At 60.7% G+C, this 19,273-nt stretch carries 14 protein-coding genes; 2 read left to right on the top strand and 12 right to left on the bottom strand.

Annotated elements, in window-relative coordinates:
- The first annotated feature begins 170 nt into the window (after positions 1–170).
- Positions 171–593 carry a pilin gene (locus tag L6D82_RS08860; protein WP_236188784.1) on the top strand — a complete coding sequence of 141 codons (423 nt, stop codon included), beginning with the start codon at positions 171–173 and terminating at the stop codon, positions 591–593.
- Between the two features lie 297 nt (positions 594–890).
- Entirely contained in the window at positions 891–1,247 is a 357-nt protein-coding gene (locus L6D82_RS08855; RefSeq protein ID WP_011335977.1) for a BON domain-containing protein, read from the top strand.
- Between the two features lie 167 nt (positions 1,248–1,414).
- On the opposite strand, the gene L6D82_RS08850 is transcribed toward L6D82_RS08855, so the two are convergent.
- The 12 genes from L6D82_RS08850 to L6D82_RS08795 form a co-directional block, all read right to left on the bottom strand.
- Entirely contained in the window at positions 1,415–1,711 is a 297-nt protein-coding gene (locus L6D82_RS08850; protein ID WP_085747738.1) for a DUF2845 domain-containing protein, read from the bottom strand.
- Positions 1,711–4,662, bottom strand: a complete 2,952-nt coding sequence (locus L6D82_RS08845; RefSeq protein WP_236188783.1) for a DUF748 domain-containing protein — start codon at positions 4,660–4,662, stop codon at positions 1,711–1,713. Before L6D82_RS08845 ends, L6D82_RS08850 begins: the two co-directional genes overlap by 1 nt.
- 133 nt (positions 4,663–4,795) lie before the next feature.
- Complete coding sequence (locus L6D82_RS08840; protein ID WP_085747740.1) at positions 4,796–5,812, bottom strand: class I SAM-dependent rRNA methyltransferase; 1,017 nt, start codon at positions 5,810–5,812, stop codon at positions 4,796–4,798.
- A gap of 145 nt (positions 5,813–5,957) precedes the next feature.
- Positions 5,958–7,895, bottom strand: a complete 1,938-nt coding sequence (gene acs / locus L6D82_RS08835; protein ID WP_236188782.1) for an acetate--CoA ligase — start codon at positions 7,893–7,895, stop codon at positions 5,958–5,960.
- Positions 7,896–8,009: 114 nt separating this feature from the next.
- The gene (gene pgi, locus L6D82_RS08830) at positions 8,010–9,674 is read right to left on the bottom strand and encodes a glucose-6-phosphate isomerase (RefSeq protein ID WP_011335972.1); all 1,665 of its coding nucleotides are present in this window, start codon (positions 9,672–9,674) and stop codon (positions 8,010–8,012) included.
- A gap of 349 nt (positions 9,675–10,023) precedes the next feature.
- Complete coding sequence (panC, locus tag L6D82_RS08825; RefSeq protein ID WP_236188781.1) at positions 10,024–10,884, bottom strand: pantoate--beta-alanine ligase; 861 nt, start codon at positions 10,882–10,884, stop codon at positions 10,024–10,026.
- Positions 10,881–11,681 (bottom strand): 3-methyl-2-oxobutanoate hydroxymethyltransferase, encoded by an 801-nt coding sequence (gene panB / locus L6D82_RS08820; RefSeq protein ID WP_102718631.1) that lies wholly within the window; start codon positions 11,679–11,681, stop codon positions 10,881–10,883. The genes panC and panB overlap by 4 nt, the downstream gene beginning before the upstream one ends.
- 320 nt (positions 11,682–12,001) lie before the next feature.
- A complete protein-coding gene (folK, locus tag L6D82_RS08815; RefSeq protein ID WP_236188780.1) occupies positions 12,002–12,487 on the bottom strand; it encodes a 2-amino-4-hydroxy-6-hydroxymethyldihydropteridine diphosphokinase in 486 nt (161 codons plus the stop codon).
- A gap of 3 nt (positions 12,488–12,490) precedes the next feature.
- Positions 12,491–13,891, bottom strand: coding sequence for a polynucleotide adenylyltransferase PcnB (locus L6D82_RS08810; protein ID WP_007959609.1), 1,401 nt, complete (start codon positions 13,889–13,891; stop codon positions 12,491–12,493).
- A 734-nt stretch (positions 13,892–14,625) separates the two neighbouring features.
- Entirely contained in the window at positions 14,626–16,062 is a 1,437-nt protein-coding gene (locus L6D82_RS08805) for a sigma-54-dependent transcriptional regulator (protein ID WP_085747746.1), read from the bottom strand.
- 22 nt (positions 16,063–16,084) lie between these two features.
- Positions 16,085–19,039: a sensor histidine kinase gene (locus tag L6D82_RS08800; RefSeq protein ID WP_236188778.1), complete on the bottom strand. Its 2,955-nt coding sequence runs from the start codon at positions 19,037–19,039 to the stop codon at positions 16,085–16,087.
- Positions 19,023–19,199 (bottom strand): hypothetical protein, encoded by a 177-nt coding sequence (locus L6D82_RS08795; RefSeq protein WP_003176118.1) that lies wholly within the window; start codon positions 19,197–19,199, stop codon positions 19,023–19,025. Before L6D82_RS08795 ends, L6D82_RS08800 begins: the two co-directional genes overlap by 17 nt.
- Positions 19,200–19,273 lie beyond the last annotated feature (74 nt).

Genomic DNA, 19,273 nt, shown 5'->3' with positions numbered 1-19,273 from the left:
AACACCCGGGGTGCAGGTGACAAAAAGTGTCAGATAGTGCGGTTACGGGCTGTAGGAATCGGCACGATGTCCGGTTCACGCCCAGCAGGCCGGGGCTGCGAGCGCTTGGCACGGGCTGTGCTGATTCCTGTTCAGATCATGAGATTCCGACTCATGCATGGAGCGTGTCTATGAAGAAACAACAAGGTTTCACTCTGATCGAGCTGCTGATCGTTGTGGCGATCATCGGTATTCTCGCGACTGTGGCGCTGCCGCAGTACTCCAAATATCAGGCGCGGTCGAAGGTGACGGCGGGGCTGGCCGAAATCTCGGCGATGAAAGTGCCGTTCGAAGACATCATCAATCAAGGGACGAACCCCACGCTGGCTGCCGTTAAAGGCGATGCGGGCACTACCACCTCCAACTGTACACTGACCGCCTCGGGGACAGCTGCAGATGGAGCGGGCACCATCGTTTGTACGCTGGCCAATGCGCCGGCACCGGTGGTGGGCAAAACCATCACGCTCACACGAACCGCTGCCAACGGCTGGTCGTGTGCAACGACCGTTGCGCCGGACTACTCCCCTAAAGGCTGTACAGCAAGCGGTACCTGATCCATTTGGAAGTCCGAACGATGCCCCGCTCTGCGGGGCATTTTCGTTATGTCGACTACCTGGCAAAAGGTTCAATAATTTCAGTGCTTTAGGAACTTTTCGAAAAGCCGCAACTTGCATGTAAATATTTCACCGGTCATGCAATTTGCATGATTCCGAAAATATTCATAGTTTTTAAGTTGTTGATTTATAAGGGATTATTAAGATTTTAAAAGTTGGCACAACGTTCGCAATATCTACGGTAACCCTGCTGACAAGACACGCAGCAGACTTTCCAGAAAAACAGGAGTTACTCGTATGAAGAAGTTCGCTATCACTGCCGCTGCTGCTACCGCGCTGACCCTGACCATGGCTTCCGGTGCATTTGCTCAATCGACCCAGACCACTCAGGCTCCAATGACTTTGGCTGCCGGTGAAGTCACCAAGGCTAAAGAAGCTACTTCCGATACCTGGATCACTACCAAAGTCAAAAGCGACCTGGTAACCGAAAAAGGCATTCCTGGTACCGACATCAAAGTCGAAACCAACAAAGGTGTGGTTTCCCTGTCTTCTGACGTCGCTATCACCGAGGCTCAGAAAACCACCGCAGTGAACATCACCAAGAAAATCAAAGGCGTGAAAGCGGTCTCCGCTGACGGCCTGAAAGCCGAGTAAGGCAAGACTTCTCGCCTGAACCGGGAGAAGACGCGACAGGCGGGCCGAGCAATACGTCTGCCGCACTTTAGAGTTCATGCGACCGGCCACACGGAATGTGGCCATTACAGGCCCCGGCACATGTGTCGGGGCCTGTTCTATTCAGGGGCCGGAAAAGGCGGGGAAGGTCAATTGCCGCGTTTGCTGTTGATCTGCTTCAGGCGATTGCCTTCAAAGCGCAGGTATTGATACATGCCGTTGCTCGGGCCGTAGGTCCATTCCTCGACCTGAAACTCTTCACGACGGTTGGCGCTGCGTTTGTAACCGAGCAGATCGCGACCAACCGGCTCACCACATTTTTGCAGCACCTCGCTGGCGCGGTCGCCAAGGCTGACGAGTTGGCTGCCGCAGCGCAGGGTATCGGACGCCGCAGCCTGGCTGGCGATCAATGCCAGCCCCATTGCAGTCAGCCAGTTTCGGTTCATCACTCGGCATCCAGATGCATTTGCGTCACCACTCGCCCGTCGCTCTCCGCTTCGCCGAGATTGGCGTCGATGAAGTACACGCGATCGTCGGCCAGTTGGCCTTTATCCACCAGGTAGTCCTTGATGCTGCTTGCACGGTCCTGACCGAGCTGGCGCAACAGCACGTCGCTGGAGCTCCAGAACTTGATCACGTCGGCACGCATTTTCGCCGTGCGTTCTTCCTTGCCCAGATCCTTCCATTCGGCCGGTGGCTGGGTTTTCAGACGGGTGCGATAGATGCCCTCAAGCAGCGGGCCTTTTTCGTTATCCGGTACCTGAATCAGCGAAGCCTGAGCCGGCACCTTGTCGCCCCGGCGCTGGAGCATCTTGTAGTAGTTGTACTGGTATTCACGTTCCAGGCGCTGTTCTGCGAGCAACGGACCGTCGCTGCTTTTTGCCGCGGTGCCTTCGATTTCCAGGCGCAGGGCCGGACGCTCCTTCAGCGCTTGCGACAGCTTCACCAGCGCCGCTTCGGCGTCCTTGCTCAGGTCGCTGGATCCCGGTGCGAAGGACACGGTGCCGAGGTCTTCCGAGCTGCCACCGCTGACCAGTCCGCCGATCAGCTTGAACGGTGCGGCGGCGGCCTTGACGATCAGGTTGCGCAGGGTCTGCCAGACAATCGGCATCACGCTGAATTGGGGGTTGTTCAGGTCGCCGGTGACCGGCAACTCAATGGAAATCTTGCCGTCGACGTCCTTGAGCAGGGCGATCGCCAGTTTCAGTGGCAGGCTCACGGCATCCGGGCTGTCGACTTTCTCACCCAGTTGCAGTTGCTCGACCACCACTTTGTTCTCGGCCTTGAGCTGGCCTTTGGTGATGAGGTAATGCAGGTCGAGGTTGAGCCGGCCCTTGCGGATCCGGTAGCCGGCGAACTTGCCGGAGTAGGGAGTCAGGGTGGTCAGTTCGACGCGTTTGAAACTGGTGGCGATGTCGAGACTGGCCATCGGGTCGAACGGGTTGACCGCGCCCTTGATGGTCACCGGCGCATAGCGGTCGACCTTGCCCTTGATGTCGACGCTGGCCGGTTTCGCCTGACGGCTGTCGATGGTGCCGATCTGGCCGTTGAGCTGCTGGATCGCGGTGGCGAAGTTGGGGGTCAGGCTGAAGTCGGCGAAGTTGGCCGAGCCGTCGTTGATCGCGATGCCGCCGATGTGAATACCCAGCGGTTTGTCATTGCTCGCCGGTTTCGCCGCGGCGGTCTTCGCCCCGGAATCGGCCGGCTGCGGAATGAGCAGGTCGTCAATGTTGGTGGTGCGATCATCGTTGATCATGAACCGCGCATACGGCTGGAACAGGTTGACCCTGTCGATCGACAGGCTGTCGCCGTGCTGATAGTTCAGGCCTTCGACCACCACCTGCTGCCATTTGAGGAAGTCGCGGGTTTTCAGGGTGTCGAGGGTGTGCAACTGATCGACCTGAGCACGACCGGTGACGCTGAGGGCCAGCGGGTCAGTGCTTTTCAGGTTCACTTTCAGGTCGCTGCCGAGCATGCCGCTGCGCAGTTCGAGACGAATGAACGGGTTGATGTAGGACTGCGCGACCCGCAGGTCGATGTCCTGGGTTTTCACGTTGAGCTGCGCGCTGACCGGGGCCAGATTGACCACGCCGTCGGCGCTGATCTTGCCTTGCTTGCCCAGACCGGTATCGAGTTTGAGGTTGAAAGGCGAGCCGTTGAGGCTGTCGAAGTTTTGCAGATCGACGTTCAGCGGGGTGACGTCCAGGGTGACTTCCGGCTTCGCCGAACGGTCGGCCAGATGCACTTTGTAGTCACGCAGTTGCACGTCCTTGATCAACACTTGCCACGGTTTGCTCGGCGCGGTCGGTTCAGGTTTCGGCGAGTCGGCGGCCGCCGGGGTGCTTTTCGGCTCCGCTGCAGCTTTGGCAGCGGGTTTCGATGGCTGGCTGGCGAACAGTTTTTGCCAGTCCAGTTTGCCGTCCGCTTCCAGCGCCGCCCAGGTTTCCAGTTTCTGACTGCGGATCTTGCCGACCACCACTTGCTGTTTGGCCAGGTCCACCGTGGTGTCGCTGACGTCGAGACGCTCGAGTTTCGCCAGCTGACGTCCGTCCGGCGCCTTGATCGCGAACGGCGCGATGTTGACCGCGACGTTGCTCAGCAGCAGTTCGGTTTCCTTGGACAGGTTGAGCTGGTAGTCGGTGCTCAAGCTGACGACACCCTCTTCCAGCACCAGTGGCACGGCGTCGCGCACGTAAGGCCAGAAGGCTTTCATCTTGCCATCGGTGATCTTGAGGGTGCCTTCGGAGGCGATCGGGATCAGGGTGAAATTGCCTTTCCAGTCGATCTGCCCACCGGCCGGGCCGATCGCGACGAGGGTCATGTCGGCGTTGTCTTCGGGCAGGGTGCTGAGGTTTTTCAGCTCGAAGTCGAGCTTGTCGTAGAGAAATTCGATCGGCTCGCTGGGCCGCGCATCCACAAAATGCAGGTTGCCGCCAGCCAGCTGGATGCGGTCGATGCGCAGCGGAAACGGTTTGGCGTCGGGATCGGCCGGGGTGGGCTCGCTGGCCGGGAGCTTGAACAGACCGAGAAGATTGAGCTGACCGTCTTTGGCGAACAGGATCTCGGTTTTGGATTTTTCCAGTTCGATGTCGGACAGATGCAGGGCTTTGGTCCACAGACTGTCGAGTTGCAGGTTGGCGTACAGACGTTCGAAGCCGACCTGTTCCTTGCCCGGCTCGCCGATCACCAGGCCCCACAGTGTGAGTTCAAGGCTGAACGGGTTGAGTTCGATGCGCTGCAGATGCGCCGGTACCGTGGCGTAGTTGGCCAGTTGCTGATTTACCACCCTGAGCGCAATGCCCGGCAAAATCAGGAACCCCAGCAGGCTGTAGAGGGCCAGGGCAGTCAACAGGGCGCCAATCGCGCGAATCAATCCTTTGGGCATGTGCGGCTTCATCTGTCTGAATCGGAGTGCCTTGGAGTATGGCACGCGATTCCGGTTCCGAAGTACATCGCACGAGACAGGATTGTTCAGATTTGTCTGCAATTTCTGTAGGAGCTTCCGAAGGCTGCTCCTGCAGGGGTAAAGATCAGAGCTGCAGAATCAGCGTCTTCAACGGCGGTTGTTGATCCATCGACGGGAAGTCCCGGCCCGGAGTCATCACGCTCCATTCACGCACCGGCCGCCCGGCTTTTTCGGCGCAGCGCAGCACTTGTTCGCGCCAGTCGTCCATGCTGACTTTCGCCAGATTGTTGCAGCAGATCAGCACACCATTTTCGGCGGTGGTCAGCAGGGCCGGCTTGAGCAGGCTTTGATAATCGCGCAGCAGGTCGACGGTGCCGAACGCGCTCTTGGCCCACGCGGGCGGGTCGAGGAGCACCAGATCGTACTGGCGCTGTTCCAGGCGCTGATAGCTCGGCAGTTTCTGCCCGCGACGCTGACTGATCGGCAGGCCGGCGAGTTGGCGGATCGCCGGGAAGTAGTCGGACTGGATGAATTCCATGGTCGGCAGTTGCGGATTGAGCTGACCGTTCTCGCGCCCCACCGCCAGATTGCCCTCGGCGAAATCCAGGTTGCACACCTCACGTGCACCGCCGGCTGCTGCGCTGAGGCCGACGCCGCAGGTGTAGGCAAACAGGTTGAGCACGCTTTTGCCCTTGGCGTGATCCTTGACCCAGCCGCGGGTGTTGCGCAGGTCGAGGAACAGCAGCGGATCCTGTCCGGCATGGCGTCCGCGCACACGATAATTCAGGCCCCATTCGTGGCCGACCAGATCGGCCAGCGCGGCGTCGTCGGCGCGGTAGACGCTGTCTTCACGGTCGATTCGCGAGTTGCCACGGGAGCGGTCGTTGTAGACCAGCAGGGTTTCAAGGCCCAGGGTCTGGTTGACCATGGCGTGCAGTTGCAGCAGGTCTTCGCGTGCCAGGGTCTGGTGGAAACTTTGCACCATCAGTTGCGGGCCGTAGCGGTCGATGGTCAGGCCACCGGCACCCTCCTGGCTGCCGTGGAACAGCCGATAGCAGTCGGTGCCCTGGCGGTGCAGCTCGGCGAGCAGATCCTGGCGTTGATCGAGGGCGGCGCGCAGCGCCAGGTTCAAGGAAGACATGCGGGCGCCTTGCTGGAGGGAATCGGGGCGCGGGAGTTTAGCAGTTTGGCAGGCAATCGAGGGGTTCCCATCGCGAGCAGGCTCGCTCCCACAGACGATCATTAGTCCCTGTGGGAGCGAGCCTGCTCGCGATGCTTCTGCGCGCTTACTGATTCAAGCGTTTATCGATCAAGCCCTGCACCACGCTCGGATCCGCCAGAGTCGAAGTGTCGCCAAGGCTGTCGAGTTCGTTGCAGGCGATCTTGCGCAGGATCCGCCGCATGATCTTGCCCGAGCGGGTCTTCGGCAGGGCCGGGGCCCACTGGATCAGGTCCGGTTTGGCGAAGCTGCCGATTTCCTTGCTGACGTGGGCCAGCAGTTCTTTCTTCAGCTCATCGTTGGGTTCGGTGCCATTCATCGGTGTGACGAACGCATAAATCCCCTGACCTTTGACGTCGTGGGGATAACCGACCACGGCGGCCTCTGCAATGCTGTCGTGCAGCACCAACGCACTTTCCACCTCGGCGGTACCGATGCGATGGCCGGAGACATTGATCACGTCATCGATGCGCCCGGTGATCCAGTAATCGCCGTCCTCGTCGCGGCGGGCGCCGTCGCCGGTGAAGTAGTAACCGGGATAGGGCTTGAAGTAGGTGTCGACCATGCGCTGCGGATCGCCGTAGACGCTGCGAATCTGCGCCGGCCAGCTCGACTTGATCGCCAGCACGCCACTACCGGCGCCCTTGATCTCCTTGCCGTGCTCATCGAGCAGCACCGGTTGCACGCCGAACATCGGCTGGGTGGCGCAGCCCGGTTTGATCCGCCGGGCGCTGACCAGCGGGCTGAGCATGATGCCGCCGGTTTCGGTCTGCCACCACGTATCGACAATCGGGCAGCGCTGTTCGCCTACGACGTTGAAATACCATTCCCACGCTTCCGGGTTGATCGGCTCACCGACACTGCCGAGCAATCTGAGGCTTTGTCGCGAAGTTTCCTGCAAGGGCCCGGCGCCTTCACGCATCAATGCGCGCAGGGCGGTGGGGGCGGTGTAGAAGATGTTGACCTTGTGTTTGTCGATTACCTGCCAGAACCGCGAAGTGCTCGGGTAGCTCGGCACGCCTTCGAAGATCAGGGTGGTGGCGCCATTGGCCAGCGGGCCGTACACGATATAGCTGTGGCCGGTGACCCAGCCGACGTCGGCGGTGCACCAGAACACTTCGCCGTCGCGGTAATCGAGGACGTACTTGAAGGTCATCGCCGCTTGCAGCAGGTAACCGCCGGTGGTGTGCAACACGCCCTTGGGTTTGCCGGTGCTGCCGGAGGTGTAGAGGATGAACAGCGGGTCTTCGGCGTCCATCGGTTCTGGCGGGCAATCGTCGCTGACGTCGCGCACGGCCTGGTGATACCAGAGGTCGCGACCTTCGACCCAGTCGACTTTGTTCTGGGTACGCTCGACCACCACGACGGTGCTGACATTCGGACAACTCTGCAGGGCTTTGTCGACGTTCTGTTTCAGCGGCACGAATTTGCCACCGCGCACGCCCTCGTCGGCGGTGATCACGGTGCGGCAGTCGGCGTCGAGAATGCGGTCGCGCAGGGAATCCGGAGAGAAACCGCCAAACACTACCGAGTGAATCGCGCCGATCCGCGCGCAGGCGAGCATGGCGTAAGCCGCTTCGGGGATCATCGGCATGTAGATGCACACCCGGTCGCCTTTTTTCACGCCACGGCTTTTCAGCACGTTGGCCAGGCGGCAGACGTGGTGATGGAGTTTGCTGTAGGTGATTTGCGTCGATTCGGCGGGGTCGTCGCCTTCCCAGAGGATGGCGGTCTGATCGCCGCGCGTTTCCAGATGGCGGTCGATGCAGTTGTAGCTGACGTTCAGCTTGCCACCGGCAAACCAGGCGGCGTCGCCGGTCTTCAGGTCATAGCGCTGGACGGTCTGCCACGGCGTGCTCCAGTCGAGGAAGCGGGTGGCCTGTTCGGCCCAGAAGGTGCTGGGGTGTTCAATGGATTCGCGGTACAGGCGCTGGTAGTCGTCCTGACTCAACTGTGCAGCCCGGCGGACGGCATCGGCTTTGGGGAACGTGCTGATATCGAACATGACGGTTCCTTATTCTTGTTGTGCGACAAGGATAAAGATGCGCCGAGAGCGGTGAGGGTTCAATACCTGTAAACAAACACCCCCTCATGGCGAGGGGGTGTGTTCAAGGCTGGATCAGCCGCGGTGACGGCCGCGGAAGTAGTTGATCAGGCCCTGGGTGGACGCGTCTTCAGCGGCGGTTTCTTCGCTGCCGACCAGACGGTTGTAGACGCCCTTGCCCAGTTCCTTGCCCAGTTCCACGCCCCACTGGTCGAAGGCGTTGATGCCCCAGACCACGCTTTGCACGAAGACTTTGTGTTCGTACATCGCCACCAATGCACCGAGACGACGCGGGCTGATGCGTTCTACCACCAGGGTGTTGCTCGGACGGTTGCCCGGGATCACCTTGTGCGGTGCGAGTTTCTGCACCTGGTCTTCGCTCATGCCCTTGTCGCGCAGTTCCGCTTCGGCTTCCGGCAGGGTCTTGCCGAGCATCAGCGCCTGGCTCTGCGACAGGCAGTTGGCGTACAGCCACTGATGGTGGTCGGAGACCGGGTTGAAGCTGACGATCGGCACGATGAAGTCGGCCGGGATCAGTTGGGTCCCTTGGTGCAGCAACTGGTGATAAGCGTGCTGACCGTTGCAACCGACGCCGCCCCAGATCACCGGGCCAGTGTCGGTCGACACCGGGGTGCCGTCCTGACGCACGCTCTTGCCGTTGGATTCCATGTCCAGCTGTTGCAAGTGCTTGGTGATATTACGCAGGTAGTGGTCGTACGGCAGGATCGCGTGGCTTTGCGCGCCCCAGAAGTTGCCGTACCACACGCCGAGCAGGGCCAGCAGCACCGGCATGTTCTGTTCGAACGGCGCGCTCTGGAAATGCTGGTCCATGGTGTAGGCACCGGACAGCAGTTCCTTGAAGTTGGACATGCCGATGGCCAGCGCGATTGGCAGGCCGATGGCGGACCACAGCGAGTAACGACCGCCGACCCAGTCCCACATCGGGAAGATGTTTTCTTCGCGGATACCGAAGGCCACGGCGGCGGCATTGTTGCTCGATACGGCGATGAAGTGGCGATACAGCTCGGCTTCCGAACCACCCTGGGCCAGGTACCAGGCGCGTGCGGCCTGGGCATTTTTCAGGGTTTCGAGGGTGTTGAACGATTTCGACGAAACGATGAACAGCGTGGTCTCGGCGCGCAGTTTCTGCGTCAGCTCGTGGAACTCGCTGCCGTCGATGTTCGCCAGGTAATGGCAACGCACGCCTTTCTGGGCGTAGGACAGCAGGGCTTCGGAGACCAGCTCGGGGCCGAGGAACGAGCCGCCGATGCCGATGTTCACCACGTCGGTGATCGGCTTCTCGGTGTAACCGCGCCACAGACCGTCGTGGATGCGGCCCACGAGATCGGTGATCTGGTTCAGCACCTTGTGTACCTCAGGCATCACGTTGACACCGTTGACCGACAGCTTGTCGCCGACCGGGCGACGCAGGGCGGTGTGCAGCGCCGGGCGGCCTTCGGAGGAGTTGACGATTTCGCCGTCGAACAGCGCCTTGATCGCGCCCTTGAGATCGACTTCGTTGGCCAGACCCACCAGCAGATTGCGGGTCTCGGCGTTGATCAGATTCTTCGAATAGTCGAGAAACAGTCCGCAGCTGCTGAGGGTGAACTGATTGAAGCGCTGCGGATCGGCGTTGAAGGCTTCGCGCATGCTGAAATCCTGCATGGCTTGGCGGTGATCTTTCAACGCTTGCCAGGCAGGCAGAGCGGTAACGTCATGAGGAGTGCGGTAGTACGCCATCGCTGCGGTTTTCCTTTTTACTTGAACGGCCTTTTGAACTCTGAAAAGACCTCCCCGCCATGTTTGGGCGAGGGGGCAACTGCGTCGACACGATTACTTGGGCGCAGGGCGAATACAGTAAACCCAGCGCCGCGATCTGTCTTGGCTTTGTCTGACCTGTTTTCGGTACTTTTTTAACATTGATAACAGACGGGGCCGACAGACGGCGAGTAATGCGAGCAAGTCCCTGCTTATCGCGTGGCGTCGAACGGCAGGAAGTTTGCCCGATGGGCAGGTGCTCAGCAATACGGTCTGGAAGCGCGTGCAAACGCTGTGGGAGCGGGGTTGCTCCCACAGCGCTTGCCGGTGTTCAGGCGGGGGTATCGAGATTCAGGTGCAGGTTGTCGATCAACCGGGTGGTGCCGAGGAAGGCCGCGACCAGAATCACCAGATCGCGATCCTCGGCCGTTGCCGGGCGCAGGGTCAGGGCGTGGCGGATCTCCAGATAATCCGGGCGCAGGCCGGCGGCTTCCAGTTGCTGGCGTTGCGCCTGGATCAGGGCAGGGAAGTCGCGTTCACCTTGCTTGATCGACTCGGCAATGCTGCTCAGGGTGCGATAGACCACCGGCGCCACAGCGCGCTGTTCTTCACTGAGGAAACCGTTGCGCGACGACAGCGCCAGACCGTCGGCGGCGCGTACGGTCGGCTCGCCAATGATCTGGATCGGCATGTTCAGGTCATGCACCAGCGCGCGGATTACCGCCAGTTGCTGGAAGTCTTTCTGGCCGAAGATCGCCAGGTCCGGCTGGACCATGTTGAACAGCTTGCTGACCACCGTCGCCACGCCTTCGAAGTGCCCCGGACGGCTGGCGCCGCACAGGCCTTCGGACAGTTGCGGCACGCTGACCCGGGTCTGACCGGCCATGCCGTCGGGGTACATTTCCTCGACGGTCGGGGCGAACAGCAGATCGCATCCGGCTTCCAGCAGTTTTTCCTGATCTGCCGCCAGGGTGCGTGGGTACTTGTCGAGGTCTTCGCCGGCGCCGAACTGCAGCGGGTTGACGAAAATGCTCGCAACCACGAAGTCCACTCGCTGTTTGGCCTTGGTGATCAGCGCGATGTGGCCGCTGTGCAGGTTGCCCATGGTCGGCACGAAGCCGATGCGCTTGCCTTCACTGCGGGCGCGCGCCACGGCGGCGCGCAGTTCACGTACGGTTTTGACGGTGTTCATGCAGAGAATCCGTGTTCGATCCCGGGGAAAGTGGTGGCTTTGACTTCACTGACGTAAGCCTTCAGCGCGGACTGGATGCTGTCCTGACCCTGCATGAAGTTCTTCACGAATTTCGGCACACGGCCGCTGATCGACAGGCCGAGCATGTCGTGCAGCACCAAGACCTGACCGTCGGTATTCGAACCGGCGCCAATGCCAATCACCGGGATTTTCACGGCCTGGCTGATTTCAGCCGCCAGTTCGCTCGGCACGCATTCGAGCAGCAGCATGGCTGCACCGGCCTGCTCCAGCGAGATCGCGTCGGCGCGCATCTGGCGTGCCTGGTTCTCGTTGCGACCTTGCACTTTATAGCCACCGAGAATGTTCACGGCTTGCGGGGTCAGGCCCATGTGGGCGCAGACCGGCACACCGCGTTCGGCCAGCAGGCGGATCGAATCCGCCAGCCACAAGGCGCCTTCGACCTTGACCATGTGCGCGCCGGCCTGCATCAGCAGGGCGCTGTTGGTCATGGTTTGCTCGAGGGTGGCGTTGGCCATGAACGGCAGGTCGGCCAGGATCAAGGCATCAGAGTTGCCGCGTTTGACGCTGGCAACGTGGTAGGCCATTTCTGCGGTGGTCACCGGCAGGGTGCTGTCGTGACCCTGCAGGACCATGCCGAGGGAGTCGCCCACCAGCAGCACTTCGACACCGGCCTCGTTGCAGGCGTGGGCGAAGGTCGCGTCATAGCAGGTCAGCATGGTGATCTTTTCACCTTTCTGCTTGAGGCTCTGGAGCGTGGTCAGGGTGATGGCTGGCATGTAAGAAATCCTCGTTCAGGCGCTTTGGAAACTACTGCGAGTAACGCGCGTGATTCGTCATCTATTCAGGCGCACGCTCTTTTGTCGTGCTTATAAGGCCTGGATTGCGCCCTTGTATGCCGGGTTGGCGGCAGCGGGACGCCTATAGTCGTGATGAGGCCTCAGGAAGTCAATTGCATGTGTTACCGCATTGTTACGAGGGGAGTGTTACCGGCGTTACTGATGCGATTCAGCGGGCCGGCGGGCCTGATCTGCGGGGTTTTTGTCCTACAAGAACGCAAAATGCGGGAGCCGGTTGGCTCCCGCATCAGCGGTTTGTATCAGGCGTGAGAGAGGCGTTCTAGGCCGACGAACGGGCAGGCTGCGAGAAGATCGGCAAGATCACGGCCATCGGCCAGACGCAGATATTCGGGCGCCAGTTCGGCGAGGGGATAGAGAACGAACGCGCGTTCCTGCATGTGGTAATGCGGGACTTTCAGGCGCGGCTCGTCGATCAGGCGATCACCGAACAGCAGAATGTCCAGATCCAGCGTGCGCGGGCCCCAGCGCTCCAGGCGTTCGCGGCCCTGATCGTTTTCGATCGCCTGCAAGGCATCGAGCAGATCCAGCGGGGCAAGCGCGCTGTCGAGTGCGGCAACCGCGTTGGTGTAACGCGGTTGGCCAGGCAGCAGCGAGTCGCTTTGGTAGAAGGCAGATACGCCGACCAGTTCGGTCTCGGGCAATTGCCCCAGCGCGTCGACCGCGCTGCGCAGTTGTTCGGCCGGGTCAGCCAGGTTGCTGCCCATGCCGATGTAGATGCGTTCCATGCCTTATTCGCCCGTGGCGCTCGGTGCGCCAGCGCGTTTGCGTTTGGAGCCGCTGCTGCGGCGACGCTTGCGCGGTGCGCCACTGGCGTCATCACCCTTGCCACTGAGGTCGCGGATCATGTCGCGACGTTCGCTGTCGTTGGCGTCCTGATAATCGGTCCACCATTCACCCAGGCCATCGGTCTGCTCGCCAGCGCTTTCACGCAGCAGGAGGAAGTCGTAGCCGGCGCGGAAGCGCGGATTGTCCAGCAGCAGGTCGGCGCGTTTGCCGCTGCGGCGTGGCAGGCGTTCCTGCATGTCCCAGATCTCGCGGATCGGCATGGTGAAGCGTTTTGGAATCGCGATGCGCTGGCACTGTTCGGCGATCAGTTCGTGAGCGCCTTCCTGCATGGCTGGAATTGGCGGCATGCCGCGCTCTTGCAGACGTAGCACTCGGGCCGGCAGGGCAGGCCACAGCAGGGCAGCAAACAGGAACGCCGGGGTTACCGGTTTGTTCTGCTTGATCCGCAGGTCGGTGTTGGTCAGTGCTTCGCTGATCAGCGTGTGGGTATATTCCGGGTTGTGTTCCAGCGCATCGGCACTGGCCGGGAACAGCGGCGCGAACAGTTGCAGGTCGACCAGCATCTCGAACGTGATCGCGCCATGACCGGAGAGGAACAGCTTGAGCACTTCCTCGAACAGGCGGGCCGACGGAATCTCGCGCAGCATCGGCGCCAGTTCGCGGATTGGCTGGACGGTGTGCTTCTCGATACCGAAATTGAGCTTGGCGGCGAAACGCACGGCCCGCAGCATCCGCACCGGGTCTTCCTGGTAGCGTTGCTTCGGGTCGCCGATCAGACGGATCAGGTGATTGCGGATGTCGTGTACGCCGTTGGCGTAGTCGAGGATGCGCTCGCTGACCGGATCGTAATACAGGGCGTTGATGGTGAAGTCGCGGCGTTGCGCGTCTTCTTCCAGGGTGCCGTAAACGTTGTCACGCAGAATGCGCCCGCTCTCGTTGCGCGAAGACTGGTTGCTGTCTTCGTCGTCTTCGTTTTGCGGGTGATTGGCGCGGAAGGTCGCGACTTCAATGATTTCGCGACCGAAATGGATGTGTACCAGCTTGAACCGGCGGCCGATGATCCGCGCATTGCGGAATTCGGCGCGAACCTGCTCGGGGGTGGCGCTGGTGGCGACGTCGAAGTCTTTGGGCGTGATGCCCAGCAGCATGTCTCGCACGCAACCGCCAACCAGGTAGGCCTGGTAGCCGGCGCCCTGCAGACGTTCGACGATGTTGACCGCGTAACGGCTGAATTGCGCCTTCTGCAGCGAGTGTTGGCCGCTGTTGAGGACTTCAGGCGTGCTACGGATGTGTTGCGTACGACGCAGGGGAGTTCGGAATGACTGGAACAGCTTCTTCAGCATGGGATGCACTGTTTGAAGGAATGTTCGGCCATACCAGAGAATGACCGCATGATGGGCCGGGATTCTAGCATTTAGTCGAGGGATGGTGTAGGACGCTGCCGTTTTGCGCTGAAAGCCGCAGTCTAGAGGGGGTGGAGATGCGTCAGAAGGGGGGATTTGCCAGAAAGGAGAAACTACAAGGGGAGCCGAAGCTCCCCAAGAAGTAGTTGCGTGCTCTTTTTATTATTGATTCGGGCTTCTTGTTTTTGTTGAGTGCCCTCGCCATGAAGCTTTTCCTTCATGACCCTCCCAATCGGGAGCCAAGAGCAAACGGATTGCTTTGGTCGCTGTGTTGCAGTGATCTTGCGATCCAACCAGTACAGGCTCTGTCTTAAGACAGTTTTTGTTGTTCTCGGCCTGGTCGTGGGGCTAGCCCCAAATACAACGCCTCTCCAAAAGAATCAGTTAGCTGCGCCTCTCGCCGTCTTGTTTTTATTGTGCGTGAGTCGATTCGTCTTATTTTTATTGTCTTGTGCATTGCTTGTTATTGTTCTTGTACCAAACATATAGCAGGTGCCGTGCCAACTTTTGCGAACCCCAATAAAACAAGGGGTTAGGTCGATATAACCATTTTCGCAGGTCGAAAAAAAGCCGGGGTTTCGTTACCGATAACCCCGGCTTCTGTTACGTGAAAAGACTGAGGTAACAGTTTTTTCACCTCTTCAACGGTAGCCCGCACACTCGACAGGTAACGTTCAGCTCTCGCTGGCGACCCCGGTCTTGCGCCGTGGAATGCCCAGACGCTGACGGCGTTCCCACAGGCATTTGCGGCTGACGCCCAGTTTGCGCGCCAGTTCGGTCTCGGTCATGTGGTCCTGATGCTCGAGTACGAAATGCTGGAAGTAGTCTTCCAGTGACAGGTCTTCGGTCGGCTCGTGGCTGCTGTTGCTGGCGTTACCGGCCGTTTGCGCCGGCAGGCCGATGAATTCGTCGTCCTCCAGATCGCCCAGCTCGATGTCGATACCCAGCAGGTCGGCAGAGATTTCCGGGCTTTCGCTCAGAATCACCGCGCGCTCGACGGCGTTTTCCAGCTCCCGCACGTTACCCGGCCAGGAATAGTGCCGGATCGCCTGTTCGGCATCGGCGGCAAATTTCAGGTCGGTGCGGTTGATGCGGGCGCTCTGACGAGCGAGAAACGCATTGGCGATTTCGTTGACGTCGGCGCCACGCTCGCGCAGGGCCGGCAGTTTCAATGCGATCACGTGGAGGCGGTAGTACAAGTCTTCACGGAACTGGCCGATTTTCGCCAGGCTCTTGAGGTCCCGGTGGGTCGCGGCGATCAACCGGACATCGACTTTCTGAGACTGAACCGAGCCCACCCGGCGAATTTCGCCTTCCTGCAATACGCGCAGCAAACGAGCCTGGGCTTCGAGTGGCAGTTCGCCGATCTCGTCGAGGAACAGCGTGCCGCCGTCCGCCGCTTCCACCAGACCGGCGCGACCGGCGCTGGCGCCAGTGAACGCACCTTTCTCGTGGCCGAACAGTTCGGACTCGATCAGGCTTTCCGGGATGGCGGCGCAGTTCACCGAGATCATCGGCGCCTTGGCGCGTTTCGACAGGTTGTGCAGGGCGCGGGCCACCAGTTCTTTACCGGTACCGGACTCGCCCTGGATCAGCACGTTGGAATCGGTCGGGGCGACTTTACGGATCTTGCCGTAAAGATCCTGCATCGGCGGACACGAGCCGATGATGCCGATTTCGCCATTGCTGTTGTCGATGGCGGATTTGCCGCTGCCATTGGCCGATTTGGCGGGAGCTGCTTCGCCGACGGCAGGCGCCGACTGGCGATCGCGCAGGATCCGCGCGACAGCCTGAAGCATTTCATCGTGGTCGAAAGGCTTGGCGATGTAATCCACCGCGCCCATCTTCATCGAGTCGACCGCCGAGCGCAGGCTGGCGTAGCTGGTCATGATCAGCACCGGCGTGCCCTGGCCGAGCTTGATCAGCTCGGTGCCCGGAGCACCCGGCAGACGCAGGTCGCTGACGATCAGATCGAATGTGGGAATACTGAAGCGTTCTTGTGCTTCCTGCACTGAACCGGCTTCGCTGACCTGGTACTGGTTGCGTTCCAGCAGGCGGCGCAAGGCGGAGCGGATAATGGTTTCGTCTTCGACGATCAAAATGTGCGGCATTGATTCGATACTCTCGACGGTCTCAGTTCACAGCGGACGTCGCTTCGACATGGCGCGGCAATGTCACCCGGATACGGGTGCCGCGCTGGCTCTGAACATCAGCCGGGCTGTCGATGGTGATTTGTCCATAATGCTCTTCAACGATGGAATAGACCAGTGCAAGGCCCAGACCGGTGCCTTCGCCAGGATCCTTGGTGGTGAAGAAGGGTTCGAACAATCGGTCCATGATGCTCGACGGAATACCGCTGCCTTCGTCTTCGACGATCAGATCGACCGTGTGTTCGCCGGCTTCGCTCTTGACCCGCACCGCACTGCCGGCAGGCGAGGCGTCACGGGCGTTGGAGAGCAGATTGATCAAAACCTGGGCGAGCCGCTGCGGGTCGCCTTCGACCCAGTGATCGGGATCGCACAGGTTATAGAACTGGACTTCGAAATTGCGCCGGTTCAGGGCCAGCAGGCCGATGGCGTCCTGGGCCACTTCCGCCAGACAGACGGGCTCGTCGCTGTGCTGATGGCTGCCGGCGTGGGCGAAGCTCATCAACGACTGGACGATGCGTGACACGCGTTTGGTCTGTTCGAGGATCTGGCCGCTGATTTCCGTTAGCTCACCGTCCTCTTCGCGCTCTTCGCGCAGGTTTTGCGCGAGGCAGGCGATGCCGGTGATCGGGTTGCCGATTTCGTGAGCAACACCCGCTGCGAGTCGACCGATACTGGCCAGGCGCTCTGAATGCACCAGCTTGTCTTCGAGCATCTGGGTTTCGGTCAGGTCTTCCACCAGCAGCACGAGGCCGCTGTTGCCCGGTGCCAGCGGCTCGTCGATGGCCGCTTTGTGCAGGTTCAGCCAGCGGGTCTGGCCGTCGAGGGCCAGATGCTGTTTGTGCAAGTGTTCGTCGGGCAGGTGGATGAAGCCTTGCAGCAGATCTTTCCACGGATTGGCGATGGTACTCAGGCGCGAGCCGACCACCCGCTGCGCGGCAATCCCGGTCAGCTCTTCCATGGCCTTGTTCCACATCAGGATCTCCTGATCCTTGGCCAGCGAGCAGACGCCCATCGGCAGTTCCTGCAGGGTCTGGCGGTGGTAACGGCGCAGGGCATCGAGTTCGGCGGCCAGCCCGGTCAGGCGCGAGTGGTAATCCTCGAGGCGGCTTTCGATGAAGTGGATGTCTTCGGTGACGTAGTTTTCACCGCCGGCCTTGTACGGCAGGAAGGTTTCCACCATGTCCTGGGCGACGCTCGGGCCCATCAGGCCGGAGAGGTTGGCTTCGATCCGGTCACGCAGGCGGCGCAAGGCATAAGGGCGGCGCTCGTCGAAGGGCAGATAAAGGTCGCGCAGGGCCTGCTCGACTTCTTTCTGCGCAGCCTTGGCGCCCAGCGGTTTGGCCAGCTGCGTGGCGAATTCCTGCGGCGAGGCTGCGTGCAATTCGCGGCGCTGCGGGCGACGTACGTTGTCCACAGCGCAGGCTTCGGCGGCGCTGGCCTCTTCGGGGCTGGCATTGGTGAACAGCGAAATCAGCGTGAACATCAGGACGTTGGCCGCCAGCGAGGCGATGGCCGCCATGTGCCAACTGGTGTCGTCCAGCACGTAGATCATGTTCAGCAGCGGAATATACAAACCCTGCAGATTGCCGACCAGCGGCAACAGCATGGTCACGACCCACACCACAATCCCTGCCAGCAGACCCGCGATGAACCCCCGACGATTGGCGGTCGGCCAGTACAGCACCGACAGCACACCTGGCAGGAATTGCAGGGTCGCAACGAAAGCGACGATGCCGAGGTTGGCCAGATCCTGCTCGGCGCCGAGCATCAGGTAGAAGCAGAAGCCGGCCATGATGATCGCGACGATCAGCGCCCGGCGGGTCCATTTCAACCAGCGATAGATATTGCCCTCGGCCGGTGGCTGATAGAGCGGCAGCACCAGATGGTTCAGGGCCATGCCCGACAGCGCCAGCGTGGTGACGATGATCAGACCGCTGGCCGCCGACAGTCCGCCGACATACGCCAGCAACGCCAGCGACTTGCTGTTGGCGGCGATGCCGATGCCGAGGGTGAAGTATTCCGGATTGGTTGTGGCCCCGAGTTTCAGGCCAGCCCAGAGAATCAGCGGCACGGCCAGACTCATCAACAGCAGGAACAGCGGCAGGCCCCAGCTCGCGCTGACGAGCGAGCGCGGGTTGAGGTTTTCGGTGAAGGTCATGTGATACATGTGCGGCATCACGATCGCCGAGGCGAAAAACACCAGCAGCAACGTGCGCCACGGGCCTTCTTGCAACGGGGTGTGCAGGGCGGCGAGGGCGGTCTGGTTCTGCAGCAGCCACAGTTCAAGTTGCTGCGGGCCGTCGAACACGCCGTATAGCGCGTAGAGGCCGACGCCGCCGAGGGCTGCCAGTTTGATCACCGATTCGAAGGCAATCGCGAATACCAGCCCTTCGTGCTTTTCACGGGTGGCGATATGACGGGAACCGAAGAAGATCGTGAACAGAATGATCAGCGCACAGAACGCCAGGGCCACGCGATTCTGCACCGGTTCGCCGGTGAGGATGCCGATGGAATCGGCCACGGCCTGGATCTGCAACGCCAGCAGCGGCAATACGCCGATCAGCATGAAAATCGTGGTCAGCGCACCGGCCCAGGTGCTGCGAAAGCGGAAGGCGAACAGGTCCGCCAGCGACGACAGTTGATAAGTGCGGGTGATCTTGAGGATCGGATACAGCAGCACCGGCGCCAGCAGAAACGCGCCGGATACCCCGAGATAACTGGACAGAAAACCATAGCCGTACTGATAGGCCAGACCCACCGTGCCATAGAACGCCCACGCACTGGCGTAGACCCCCAGCGACAGGGTGTAGGTCAACGGATGGCGAATGATCGCCCGCGGGATCATGCCCCGTTCACTGATCCACGCCACACCGAACAACGCGGCCAGGTAGGCGGCGCTGATCAGCAGCATCTGGGTCAGGCTAAAGCTCATCGGCATCTTTTTGGCTCTGCAGGATGAAGGTCACGACAATCAGGATCAGCCAGAGCAGATAAGGGCGATACCAGGCGCCCGTAGCGTCGATCCACCAATCCATGATGGCGGGAGAAAACAGGTAGATCCCCACGACCAGAAGCAGGACCAAGCGATAGATGTACATCCCGGCCTCTCTTTTTTATGCGCGTGCCCGAAAACGTGCGGCGATGGTAACGGATGGGCGCGCCACTGCAAGTG

Source organism: Pseudomonas paraglycinae (genome assembly GCF_021601625.1).
Classification (GTDB): domain Bacteria; phylum Pseudomonadota; class Gammaproteobacteria; order Pseudomonadales; family Pseudomonadaceae; genus Aquipseudomonas; species Aquipseudomonas paraglycinae.
This window is presented reverse-complemented; position numbering and strand designations above follow the sequence as displayed.

Coding starts and splice junctions, on each gene's coding strand:
- L6D82_RS08855 (WP_011335977.1), top strand. CDS start 891: ATGAAGAAGTTCGCTATCACTGCCGCTGCTGCTACCGCGCTGACCCTG.
- acs (WP_236188782.1), bottom strand. CDS start 7,895: ATGTTCGATATCAGCACGTTCCCCAAAGCCGATGCCGTCCGCCGGGCT.
- panC (WP_236188781.1), bottom strand. CDS start 10,884: ATGAACACCGTCAAAACCGTACGTGAACTGCGCGCCGCCGTGGCGCGC.
- pgi (WP_011335972.1), bottom strand. CDS start 9,674: ATGGCGTACTACCGCACTCCTCATGACGTTACCGCTCTGCCTGCCTGG.
- L6D82_RS08845 (WP_236188783.1), bottom strand. CDS start 4,662: ATGAAGCCGCACATGCCCAAAGGATTGATTCGCGCGATTGGCGCCCTG.
- L6D82_RS08795 (WP_003176118.1), bottom strand. CDS start 19,199: ATGTACATCTATCGCTTGGTCCTGCTTCTGGTCGTGGGGATCTACCTG.
- L6D82_RS08810 (WP_007959609.1), bottom strand. CDS start 13,891: ATGCTGAAGAAGCTGTTCCAGTCATTCCGAACTCCCCTGCGTCGTACG.
- L6D82_RS08800 (WP_236188778.1), bottom strand. CDS start 19,039: ATGCCGATGAGCTTTAGCCTGACCCAGATGCTGCTGATCAGCGCCGCC.
- L6D82_RS08850 (WP_085747738.1), bottom strand. CDS start 1,711: ATGAACCGAAACTGGCTGACTGCAATGGGGCTGGCATTGATCGCCAGC.
- folK (WP_236188780.1), bottom strand. CDS start 12,487: ATGGAACGCATCTACATCGGCATGGGCAGCAACCTGGCTGACCCGGCC.
- L6D82_RS08860 (WP_236188784.1), top strand. CDS start 171: ATGAAGAAACAACAAGGTTTCACTCTGATCGAGCTGCTGATCGTTGTG.
- L6D82_RS08805 (WP_085747746.1), bottom strand. CDS start 16,062: ATGCCGCACATTTTGATCGTCGAAGACGAAACCATTATCCGCTCCGCC.
- panB (WP_102718631.1), bottom strand. CDS start 11,681: ATGCCAGCCATCACCCTGACCACGCTCCAGAGCCTCAAGCAGAAAGGT.
- L6D82_RS08840 (WP_085747740.1), bottom strand. CDS start 5,812: ATGTCTTCCTTGAACCTGGCGCTGCGCGCCGCCCTCGATCAACGCCAG.